Annotated in this window: 6 protein-coding genes; all 6 read right to left on the bottom strand. The window is 48.6% G+C overall.

The annotated features are described in order from the left end of the window. Positions 1-85 precede the first annotated feature (85 nt). The 6 genes from MHI01_RS22090 to uvrB all read right to left on the bottom strand — a co-directional run bounded on the left by MHI01_RS22090 (position 86) and on the right by uvrB (position 12,758). Entirely contained in the window at positions 86-2,599 is a 2,514-nt protein-coding gene (locus MHI01_RS22090) for a U32 family peptidase (protein WP_047840632.1), read from the bottom strand. Between the two features lie 505 nt (positions 2,600-3,104). Then, a complete protein-coding gene (locus MHI01_RS22085) occupies positions 3,105-5,000 on the bottom strand; it encodes a stalk domain-containing protein (protein WP_340984158.1) in 1,896 nt (631 codons plus the stop codon). A gap of 43 nt (positions 5,001-5,043) precedes the next feature. Further along, entirely contained in the window at positions 5,044-6,213 is a 1,170-nt protein-coding gene (locus MHI01_RS22080) for a S1C family serine protease (RefSeq protein WP_036612382.1), read from the bottom strand. 278 nt (positions 6,214-6,491) lie between these two features. Continuing rightward, entirely contained in the window at positions 6,492-6,704 is a 213-nt protein-coding gene (locus tag MHI01_RS22075) for a hypothetical protein (RefSeq protein WP_017692026.1), read from the bottom strand. 337 nt (positions 6,705-7,041) lie between these two features. Continuing rightward, positions 7,042-9,900: an excinuclease ABC subunit UvrA gene (uvrA, locus tag MHI01_RS22070; RefSeq protein WP_091013108.1), complete on the bottom strand. Its 2,859-nt coding sequence runs from the start codon at positions 9,898-9,900 to the stop codon at positions 7,042-7,044. A gap of 866 nt (positions 9,901-10,766) precedes the next feature. Then, complete coding sequence (uvrB, locus tag MHI01_RS22065; RefSeq protein WP_036612386.1) at positions 10,767-12,758, bottom strand: excinuclease ABC subunit UvrB; 1,992 nt, start codon at positions 12,756-12,758, stop codon at positions 10,767-10,769. Positions 12,759-12,803: the final 45 nt, after the last annotated feature.

Here is a 12,803-nt window from a genome sequence, read left to right as displayed (position 1 = left end):
ATGATGTAAAAAAACCCCAAGAGCTCCTTGAAGCAGAGTTTGGGGTTCCTTCATACTTGTAACTGTTGTTGTACCATAAAACTGTTTATTTCACCAATTGACCACGTGTAACGCCCAGTTGGTTCGTTGCTTTAAGTGTTTTCCAAACTTGTGTACCACTGATCTCGCCGCGCAGTGCACGGTTATACAGATCAATTACTTCACGTACCTGCTCAGGTGTCTCTTCCAGGAACTCCACACGGTAACGGGATACACCCAGATCCATAAAGTTGGTCAGATACTCGGCACCCGACTGCTCCACTGCATTGTATACCGTATTACGGCAACCTTCATCCACACGTACCGGGTGGGACATGCCGATCCGGTCTTGCAGTGATGCACGCTGTTCCTCACAAGGACGGCCACAGTTCGTGAAGTCCGTTCCTTCACTCATGAACGTACAATATACACAGTGCTCGGTATGGAACATCGGCAGATGCTGATGGATAACCACTTCGGTCTGACTTGTACGGGAGTGACCCAGCAAATCAACCATTTGTTGAATGTTCAGGTCATAGGATGGCGTAATCCAGTCACATCCGGCTTCCAGGAACAATTCTACTGCTTTGTGATTGGCGATGTTCAATGAGAAGTCGCCGATCAATTCCGGGTGCTTCGCATCCGGGTTTTCCATCCGGTGACGCAGGTAGAAGTACAGTGCGCCTGTATTACGTACCAATACCGCATCCGGCTTCAGACGCAAGATGTTGTTGTGATATCCGTTCTCCCCAGGCATATGAATACGCGGTGTTGCCAGCGCGATCTTGCGACCAGCGGCATGCACAGCTTCCACGGCTGCCGGGAACTGCTTGATAAATTCAAAGTCAGCATAGATCATGCCGATTCCTGCTTCAATCGCTGCCTCCACTTGTGGCAGGCTGCGGCAGAGCGCGGTCAGCTCTGCTTGACCGCGAGTGACTGGCGATGCCGGTTTAACTGAATCGCCGTACACATCTACCGCCCGTTTCACGTAGACAGGCGGTTTAGGACGTTCGCCCGCGAGTTGTTCTACCGCCTGACGGCGAATATTATTCAACTCGCGCATTGGGATGATGACGTCACCGTGCAGGTTGACGTCCATTCCTTCCAACTGGAACACGGTGCCTCCCAGACGTCCGAACTGCTCTTCGAGCAATTCATGTGTCATTGGACGTTTCTGCGCGATATCCAGTTCCATCTCGGAATCAATCCGGACGGTCGTGCCTTTCTGCACGTCTGTCCACCATGTGCTAAGCGGCTGCCCCGGGCTGCCGATGACCTTCACCTTCACTGGGAATACACGGTACGGCTTCTCGGTCTCGAAGCTTTGACGTAGACGTTTGTCCAGCGCCGGGTCATTCGTTTTCCACACTTTGTCGCCAACTTTCACGCGGCGCAGATCTACGTCACTGCGGCCTGGCACAACGTCAACGATCCAGCCCTCTTCGGCTTCGCCTTCGAGTTTTACACCTTTGCGACGCACATCGTATACCCGTCCGCCTTCTTCCTTCTGAGTCGGGTCTCCGGCGTCAAATACAATTCCGTCTCCACGTTTCACAGGTGCATCCAGCTTCAGGACCACACCATCGCGCAACACTTGATCTACACGACCGAGGTAGACACCACGGCTTTTCGGGAACGTTCCATCCACCAGTTCTTTGTTGTTTGTACCGCTCAGGAAACCATGTGTGAATCCACGGGAGAAGCTTTGCTGCAATTCGCGAACTTCTTCCTTGCTTGGCGGTGTGTTATCTCCATCAAAATAACGGTCAATCGCTTTACGATATTTGCTTACTACGTTTGCTACGTATTCCGGCGTTTTGAGACGTCCTTCAATTTTGAAAGAAGTTACTCCTGCTTCGATCAGTTCCGGCATCAGGTCAATCGCTGCCAGATCTTTCGGAGACAACAGATAGGCTACATCACCCATCGGTTTGTGTACCCCATCCACCATCAGGTCATATGGAAGACGACAAGCTTGTGCGCACTCCCCACGGTTCGCCGAACGTCCTCCCCACATTTCGGAAGTAAGACACTGCCCCGAGTAGGATACACACAGCGCACCATGAACAAATACTTCCATTGGAAGTTTTGCCTGCTCACCGATCTTCTGGATCTGCTTCAGGTTGTTCTCCCGTCCCAGAACGACACGTTCCATATCAAACGGCTTCGTAAACTCGACCGCTTCCGGAGACGTAATTGTCATCTGTGTTGAACCGTGAATCGGGAAATCCGGCGAGATCTCGCGGATCATCTTCACCAAACCCAAATCCTGAACAATTACAGCGTCCACACCTGCATCGACACAAGCGTCAATCAGTTCTTTGGCATCCGTCAATTCATTTTCAAAAATCAATATATTAAAGGTCAAAAAACCTTTTACGCCATAACTGTGCAAAAACGCCATTATCTCCGGCAGCTCGTCCATACGGAAATTGTTCGCCCGTGCCCGTGCATTAAACTTTTCGACTCCGAAGAAAATTGCATCTGCGCCATTAGCTACCGCCGAACGCATACAATCCCAGTCACCAGCCGGTGCCAGAAGTTCAACGTCTTCTCTTCGTATTGTTGCTGTTTTCATGTAGATCCTCCCCATAACCGGCTATCCGCCGGATTTCATCCCTATATCCTTAAACGCCTGAACATACTAAGCCTAAGACTGCACCTTATCGGGTACACCTGCATTGTCACGGTATTACAATATCTATCTATTATGTCTGTATTGCCTGAACTCCAAGCTTACAGTCATTCCTATTCATCAGATCAGTAGTCATAACTCCTGAACTAGTATAGTGTACCACTTCTGCACCGACTCTTCTACGTTTTCCTGAAAAAACCGTTTACCATTTTCATTTCCATTAAGATTTACACTAGACACTCCGATTGCAGTACCATCTTCCGATCGCTGTTCCCCCCAGATTTTTTTTTATTTCCTTATCTAACGGGGGAAAAATCTGGTGATAAACGCGCACGCTTCGCTTCTTCAGATCGGTTCTGCACTCTTCGTCCCAGTGTAAATATTTAATTTATCTTATACAGAAAACAAATAAGCCGAAAGGTCTTTTGACCCTCCGGCTCCACTACATTTATTTAATAAAAGTAAATGAGTTCACTGCTTTTTCCAAGGCGGCTGCCTGAACTTCTGTCTTGTTGGCATCATTCAGCCCACTTGTGATCGTATAGGTTGTTCCGTCCTTTTCAAACACGATCTGACGACCCGCATATGGCATGCCTTTGTCCAGCTCATGATACGTAAAGGAAAATGCAGGCACACCCGCAAACGTCAGCTCTTCACTGCCAAGCAACTTGAAGTTCTTACGGGTTTTGGTGGCTTCGGCATAGGCTTCTCTCAATTGGCTGACCGTCATCTCGATAGACTTGTCTTCGCTCGCCGCAATGGAGAATTCTCCGCCAGTAAAGGTGTACACCACAGGTGAATATTCGAATCGATCACTATACGGCGTCCAGTAACGCGGAATATCTACACTGTATTTATAACGTTTGGACGTACGTGTAAGTGTCTTCGTTTTGTCTGTCAAATAAGGATCTTCATCCAGCTGACCGAAATTATCGGCAACCGTATCAAAATCAATCTCCACACTCTTCATAATCCGTTCAAACCATGCCCGATCTGCACTTTGCTCCTCAGGGAACGTATACTCTGCATAATACCGATACCCATTCTTCTGCAAAAGAACATCGAACTCGGTCTGCCAGCCCCCGCCAAAGTTATAACGGAATTCATTCACCTCGGCAGTTTCTCCCGAGATATCCATCGTATATGAACCAATTGGCTCGTAACTCTCTGGTGTAAATGTCTCGCGCATCCACTTATCCAGTTGGCCGCTCCAGTCTTTTACCGTTGTACCTGCCTTCGCCGAAGTGACACGCCATTGCAGATACGCACCATCCTTGGCTTCATAGATCATCTGATTGTTATCCATCGACCAGCCGGCTGGAATCTTCAATTCAATACCATAGTCATCGTTCCACGCGGAGCGCATGCCATTATCTACGGTGGACAGATCCTTAATCGTTCGATCCGACTCTGCATAGGTTGGCTGGAATGAATTGAGTAGCGCTGCACGTTTGCCCAGATCTTTATAATTCAGGGCTTCGTAATCCGCGAGGTACACATCATATTGACGACCTTCGCTCAGATACTGACGCATCTCCCATAACATGCCGTCTACATCCTTCACGATAATCCGTGCATAAGGTGTTTTGCCTTTCGACACCGCTTGACGATCCAGCACCGTATCTCCCGATTGTTTGGCCTCCTGGACGAGTTGCTGCAACAAATCATCCGCATCCAGAGCCACATCCTGATCGCTGACATACACTTCAAGATAATAACTGTTGTCCGCAGTGCCAAAAGTCATCATGCGCTCCTGCTCACCGGTCTGGAAAACGATAAGGTCTGCCGGGTAGTTAATGGACCAACCGTAAAAACTGTTACCAATTCTGGTTTTGCCTTCATCCGGATGAATGCCATCCTCGTCATCCACCGAATCATCGGTTTGCAACAGACGAATGACCATTTCTCCGGAGCTAGTTGGAGCTAGCGTCGCCCCGATACCGGCAGCAACCGGACGAAGTGGAACCATAAGTACACCATTCACCATCTTGGGAGCGGCACCCATCTCATGTTTAACACCATCCACCCAGGCAATTGAACTGCCAATCGTTAGGGTAACCGTGTGTGGACCTTCCTTGATTTTGACAACATCATTTTTCTCCAGCCGGATTTCACTGCCAAATGCTTTCTTGAACACTCCCACAGGCACCATCGTAACACCCTTGAACTTGTAAGGTTTGGCTATGGCCTGCTTATCGCCGTTGATGTAGGCGCTCGTGCTCCCAGCTTTGACACGTAGTTCACTTGTCGTCAGATCAGATGCCCATACAGGCAATGCCGCGCCAATGGTCAGCATCCCGGTTAATACACCTGTGCTTAGCACACGTATCCATGACTTTTTCATTCCGTTCTTTCGTCCTCTCTCCATCCGGGCTGATCGCCGGGCTTTATTGTTCTTCATCTGCAAGGAACGCTTCATCTTCCTCGTCTACGATGTCTGCGCGATCAGCAAGCACCAACGTGCGGGTGACGATATCGCCATCCGATTGCATCAACAGCTTTACCTTTTGCCCAGGCAGATACTTTTTGAGCAACTCATTGATATCCACTACTGAAGAGACACGTGTGCCCGCGACACTGTATAGGACATCGCCCTCTTTGATTTTGGCTTTCTTGGCTTCTGGAGACAGTACGCCCGTAATCGTTAAGGGATCATCTGTAGGCAGCCCCACAATCGCAGACCAACTTTCCTCCAGCTGTAGCCCCAGACTTGCACGTTTTATTTTGCCATATTTAAAAAACTGATCGATGATATATTGAACGGTATCCACTGGAATCGAAAACCCCAAACTCTCTACGCCGACCGCAGAAAATTTCATGGAATTGATACCAACCACTTCACCCTTCAGGTTGACCAGCGGTCCTCCGCTATTTCCTGGGTTAATGGCCGTGTCGGTCTGAATCAACCGGTAGGTCGCCTCAACACCACGATTCAAGCCGCTAATTACCCCTACCGTTGCCGAGTTGCGCAGAGAAAAGGAAATCGGCGTACCCAAGGCGATCACCGTTTCTCCAACAGTAGTTTGTGAAGCTTTGGCAAAGCTCGCCGGTTTGAGTGATTTGGCATTGATTTTGATTAGCGCCAGATCACTTAGTGCATCACTGTATGTTTTCGTAATTTTGTATGTATTGCCATCCGTCGTTACGACCACGGGGTTCGTTAATCCGTCGACCACGTGAGCATTCGTTACAATCCATCCGTTCGACCGGATAATGACACCTGTACCATGTGCAAGATTATAACGGTCGTCTGATGTTGCACCGTCCTGCGCTTCGGTAGATTTCCCAATAATTCCTACGACGGAAGGAGATACCTTTTCGATCACTTTGGGAATGGCTTCACTTCCCTTGTACGTGTACGTTCCTGATTTGGCATCATATTGTCCAGTTCCACCAACTGCCTTGAGCAGATCCTTGGTGTTCACATAGACTTGACCGTCTACCACTTTCGCTTGCATCGCCGCTTTGGATTCAGCTGCACCGGCCGTTGCCGCTACACTAATCGAGAGTACAGCAGCCATCAGTATGGCTATCCCCTTTTTACCCAACACGCTCATATTCTCACCTGACCCTCTCTATACATCCTTCTTGCGCGACTCGACATCGGATTCATCGCTGAATCTATTCTCTTTTTCTCTCATCTGCAATTCCGGTATCCCTCAATGTATCATACAGAATCTGGATATACAATTGTTTTAAGTCCTATTTTAGTAGAGAAGATAGAATCCTGTTCAATCGCTCCATATAAACGAAAAAAAACACCCTCCATGTCTCCCATGGAAAGTGTTCCTCCATATCTCTTTTGGCTTAAATTCCATTCACTTCAGCAGCATTCCTACTGAGCAAACCAACCCGTTATCATCGCATAGTCTGTCATCAGAAATACCAGTAGGCTGACTACTGCAAATCCGATCGCAAACAGATTTTTCTTCGGTGCCCGAAGAAGCCGAACAACTCCGATGAAAATCAGGATCGTAAATAAGATGACAAAAATATCAAATGCATTAAAATTCGATGTACTCGCCGTGGCAGCTTCTGCAAACAGCATGGATAGACAGACCTCCTTACCATAGTTGAACAGCTAACGCATACCCTAATATCTTCCTCTATGTTATCTGTACCCTGCTTGTAATGCAAGCCCTATCATCCATAAAAATGAAAAAAAGACAATTTGGCCGAATATTCCTGTAACGCTCGTCGCAATGCATATGTAAACACTTTCACGGAATAACCTTAGTCCGAAGGAAACACCGTGCATAATTCATAATGAAAGCCCTTCTTCTCAGAAGCAGAGCACATTAGATCGTAATCCAACGTCTTTACCTTTTCGAGAAGAAGGGCCAATACTGCCACTTCATATTGGTATAACTACTGGTTAGAGGACCTTAGTCCACCAACTGCAGTGCCTTGCTCCGCTCGGTATCCCGCTCCAGAACCGGCTTCAAGTACTTGCCGGTATAAGAAGCTTCCACTTTAACGATATCCTCAGGTGTTCCGGTTGCAACAATGGTACCTCCACCGCTACCGCCTTCTGGACCCAGATCAACAACATAGTCTGCCGTTTTGATCACATCCAGGTTATGCTCGATCACTAGCACCGATTCCCCAGAATCAACCAGACGGTGTAATACGTTCAGCAAACGATCGATATCATCGACATGCAAACCGGTAGTCGGCTCATCGAGGATGTAGATGGTTTTCCCCGTACTGCGGCGATACAGCTCGGAAGCGAGCTTCACCCGCTGGGCTTCACCACCAGACAATGTGGTTGCAGGTTGTCCCAGATTGATATAACCCAGACCCACATCCATCAGTGTCTGCATTTTACGATGGATCTTCGGAATGTTCTCGAAGAATTGGGTTGCATCTTCAACCGTCATTTCCAACACATCGGAAATATTTCTGTTTTTATATTTCACTTCAAGCGTTTCCCGGTTGTATCGTTTGCCTTTGCAGACTTCACAAGGAACATAGACATCCGGCAAGAAGTGCATCTCGATTTTGATAATGCCGTCTCCACGGCAGGCTTCACAACGTCCACCTTTGATATTAAAACTGAACCGGCCTTTCTTGTATCCACGTACCTTGGCTTCGTTCGTCTGAGCAAACAGATCCCGGATATCATCAAAGACACCGGTATACGTAGCCGGGTTGGAACGTGGTGTCCGCCCGATTGGCGACTGGTCAATATCGATAACTTTATCGATATGCTCCAGACCACGAATCTCTTTATGTTGACCCGGACGTACCCGAGCACGGTTCAGATCACGTGCCAGCGTTTTGTAGAGGATCTCATTGATCAATGTGGATTTACCTGAGCCAGACACACCCGTTACCGCAGTAAATACACCTACAGGAATCTTCACATTCAGATTCTTCAGGTTATTTTCTTTAGCTCCACGTACTTCCAACCAACGGTCTCCTACACTTCTACGTTCAGTACGAATCGGAATGAATTTGCGTCCACTCAGATATTGACCGGTTAAGGAGTTCTCATCGTTCATGATCTCCTCCGGTGTACCCTGTGACATGATGGTACCTCCGTGGATACCTGCACCTGGGCCAATATCAATAATATAATCGGCAGCCATCATCGTATCTTCATCATGTTCAACCACGATCAACGTATTACCAATGTCGCGCATATGCGCAAGCGTTGAGATCAGACGATCATTATCCCGTTGATGCAGACCGATACTTGGCTCATCGAGAATATACAATACACCCATCAGGCTGGAACCAATCTGTGTGGCCAGTCTGATCCGCTGGGCTTCCCCACCTGACAATGTTCCGGCAGCACGACTCAGTGTAAGATAATCCAGACCAACATTCACCAGGAAGCCGAGACGACTGTTGATTTCTTTCAGAATAAGCTTGGCAATCGTCTGCTCTTTCTCACTCAATTCCAATGTATCAAAGAATCGGCCAGCTTCACCAATGGACAAACTAGTCACATACGCCATGTTGTGATCATTAATCGTAACTGCGAGACTTTCCCGTTTCAGACGCTGACCTTTACATGTACCACAAGGCTTCGCACTCATGTAACCCTCAATAAACTCACGGATACCTTCAGATGCTGTATCCCGGTAACGACGCTCCAGGTTATTCACGATACCTTCGAAGGTAACCAGTGCTTCCTTCCGTTGTCCAAAATCATTCTCATAGCGGAAACGGATTTTCTCCGTACCTGTTCCCTGTAACAACTTGTTCATCTGCTCAGCCGGCAGATCTTCGACAGGTACATTTTGCGGAATGTTGAAGTGCTCACATACTGACTTCAGGAACTGCGGATAATAGGTGGATGTGCCACCTGTCCAAGCATCAAAAGCTCCATCTTCGATGGTCTTAGTCCGATCCGGTACGAGCAGATCAGGGTCAACGATCATTTTGACACCTAACCCATCACAATCCGGGCAAGCCCCGAAAGGGCTGTTAAATGAGAACATCCGCGGTGCCAGCTCTTCAATACTGAATCCGCACACCGGGCAGGCAAAGTTGGAACTGAATCGCAGCTCTTCTTCACCCATAATGTCCACCAGCAGTTGTCCACCAGACAGATTTAGTGCTGTTTCAATAGAGTCGGCCAGACGCGCCTGTACATCATCCTTAACAACGATCCGGTCAACAACGACTTCAATCGTATGCTTTTTATTTTTCTCCAATTGAATATCTTCTGACAAGTCACGCAATTCCCCGTTTACCCGTACACGGACAAAGCCCTGCTTGGACACATCAGCAAACACACTTTTGTGCTCACCCTTACGACCAGAGATAATGGGTGCCAATATTTGTAGCCGGGTACGCTCTGGGTATTGCATAATACGGTCAACCATTTGTTCTACGGTTTGGGAGCTGATCTCCACGCCATGGTCCGGACAATGTGGATGGCCCACACGTGCAAATAACAAACGCAGATAATCATAGATTTCGGTCACAGTTCCTACTGTGGAACGTGGGTTACGGCTTGTTGTTTTCTGATCTATTGAAATGGCAGGAGATAATCCTTCGATGGAATCCACATCCGGTTTCTCCATCTGTCCCAGAAACTGCCGTGCGTAAGCTGACAATGATTCTACATAACGCCGCTGTCCTTCGGCATAGATCGTGTCAAAAGCCAGCGAGGACTTGCCTGAGCCACTCAAGCCGGTCAATACAACAAAGCGGTCACGTGGGATGGTAATGTCGATATTTTTCAGGTTATGCGCTCGTGCGCCTTTAATGACAATGTTATCGCTCGCCAATAGTATTCATCCTCTCAAATTTACTAATCCAACCTTTTAAAAGGCTTTTCGATCCCTCCCAAACCCTCCCTTCCAAGGGAGGGCCCCAGAGGGCGCAGCCCTCTGGACACCCGAAACAAGCGGTGCAACGGTGAGGGGTCGGGTCTTGCTATGTGAAGGGTGGTCGTGTGCCCGCGGCTCCGTATAAGGTTCCGGCTCATTGCCGGAACCTTATACGGCCGCTCTACTGCGAGGTGACGCTCTCGGCTTCGCCACGTTCGCGACAGGTCGCCATTGCCTTCGGCTCGGCTCCAAGGTCAACACCGGGACGCTCTCGGCTTCGCCACGTTCGCGTCAGGTCGCCATTGCCTTCGGCTCGGCTCCAAGGTCAACACCGGGACGCTCTCGGCTTCGCCACGTTCGCGTCAGGTCGCCATTGCCTTCGGCTCGGCTCCAAGGTCAATACCGGGTCGCTCTCAGCTTCGCCTTGGTCGCGTCAGGTCGCCATTGCCTTTGGCTCGGCTCCTAGGTCAACACCGATGACGCTCTCGGCTTCGCCTTGGTCGCGGCAGGGTCGCCATTGCCTTTGGCTCGGCTCCTAGGTCAACACCGGAACGCTCTCGGCTTCGCCTTGGTCGCGGCAAGGTCGCCATTGCCTTCGGCTCGGCTCCGAGGTCAACACCGGGGCACTCTCGACTCCCAATTGCTTTCCTATAAACCTTTTAACCAATTTCAACATTTCTATCAGTATAGACCTGAATTCAAGATTTCAACATCTCTTATTATCGGTAGATATCAACGATTTCCTTACTCAACAAGAGAACGGCCAATTGGCCGTTCTCTTGTTACAGATCCATCTTTACCGGAGCATATGAATGAGCTGTATCTTATTCAGCGCGAAGTTCCAGCAACGCATCGCGAAGCTCGGCAGCACGCTCAAACTGCAGGTTTTTGGCTGCATCTTTCATCTCTACCTCTAGGCGCTGAATAAGCGCCTGGCGATCTTTCTTCGACATCTTCTCGGCTGCGCCTGTAAGATAGTCTTTCTTGGATTCGGCAACTTTGGTTGCCTCAATCACATCACGCACTTTTTTGCGAATCGTCTGTGGTGTAATTCCATGTTTCTCGTTGTACTCGATCTGAATTGCGCGGCGACGCTCTGTTTCCTTTATCGCTTTATCCATCGAATCCGTTACTTTGTCACCGTATAGAATAACGCGACCCTCGCTGTTCCGTGCCGCACGACCAATCGTTTGGATCAGTGAGCGTTCGGAACGCAGGAATCCTTCCTTATCAGCATCCAATATAGCGACGAGGGAAACTTCGGGCAGATCGAGACCTTCCCGGAGCAAGTTAATTCCGATCAGGACATGGAAAACGCCCAACCTTAAATCACGTAAAATCGCCATCCGTTCCAACGTTTTGATCTCGGAGTGCAGATAACGAACTTTGATTCCAACTTCCTTCAGATAATCCGTCAGGTCCTCGGACATCTTCTTCGTTAATGTTGTAATCAACACACGCTCGTCTTTGGCAATCCGGTCGTTAATCTCACCAATCAAGTCATCAATCTGCCCCTTTGTTGGACGCAGTTCAATGATTGGATCAAGCAGTCCGGTTGGACGGATAATCTGTTGCACCATCGTATCGGTATGCTCTATCTCATACGGGCCTGGTGTGGCCGATACATAGATGATCTGATCCATCTTGCCTTCGAACTCATCGAATTTGAGTGGACGATTATCCAGCGCTGACGGTAGACGGAAACCATGCTCAACCAATACCGTCTTCCGCGCTTGGTCACCATTGTACATCGCACGGATCTGTGGCAGAGTCACGTGAGACTCATCAACCACAATCAACATGTCATCCGGGAAGTAATCCATCAGTGTGTATGGGGTATCGCCGCGTTCGCGGAAAGTCAGCGGACCGGAATAGTTCTCAATCCCCGAACAGAATCCAACTTCCTTCATCATCTCGATATCATACCTTGTGCGCTGCTCCAGTCGCTGAGCCTCCAGCAGTTTCCCCTGTTCACGCAACACTTCAAGACGCTCCTCCAGTTCACGCTCAATGTTCACCAGCGCAACCTTCATTGTCTCTTCTTGCGTTACGAAGTGAGACGCCGGGAAGATGGCAATATGTTCACGTTCACCAATCAGTTCTCCGGTTAACACATCAATCTCCGTAATTTTCTCGATCTCATCACCAAACAATTCAACCCGAATTGCATGTTCACCCTTGGAAGCAGGGAAAATCTCAACAACATCCCCACGAACACGGAATGTACCCCGCACAAAGTTAATATCGTTCCGCTGATACTGGATCTCTACCAGACGAGACAAAATCTGATTGCGCGGTTTCTCCATGCCTACCCGAAGTGACAGCAACATGCTTGAATACGAGTGCGGTGAACCCAAACCATAAATGCAGGAAACACTCGCTACAATGATGACGTCCCTGCGCTCAAACAACGAACTTGTCGCTGCATGCCGCAGTTTGTCGATCTCTTCATTAATACTTGAATCCTTCTCGATATACGTATCGGAGGACGGGATATATGCTTCTGGCTGAAAATAATCGTAATAACTGACGAAATACTCAACCATGTTATTAGGAAAAAAATCTTTGAACTCACTTGCAAGCTGCGCTGCCAACGTTTTATTGTGTGCAATAATCAGCGTCGGACGTTGCAGTTGGGCTATCGTCTGGGCTATCGTAAACGTCTTACCCGTACCCGTTGCACCCAGCAGTGTCTGGTATCTCTTCCCCTCCTGAACACCCTTCACCAATTCTATAATGGCTGCAGGCTGATCACCTTGGGGAGAAAACTCTGACTCGATTTCGAACGTTTTGTCGCTCATTATAATATCGCTCATTGCCGTATCTCACCCTATCGTCTAAAATAATAGTCACTATATATT

Source organism: Paenibacillus sp. FSL M7-0656 (genome assembly GCF_038003225.1).
Taxonomy (GTDB): domain Bacteria; phylum Bacillota; class Bacilli; order Paenibacillales; family Paenibacillaceae; genus Paenibacillus; species Paenibacillus amylolyticus.
This window is presented reverse-complemented; position numbering and strand designations above follow the sequence as displayed.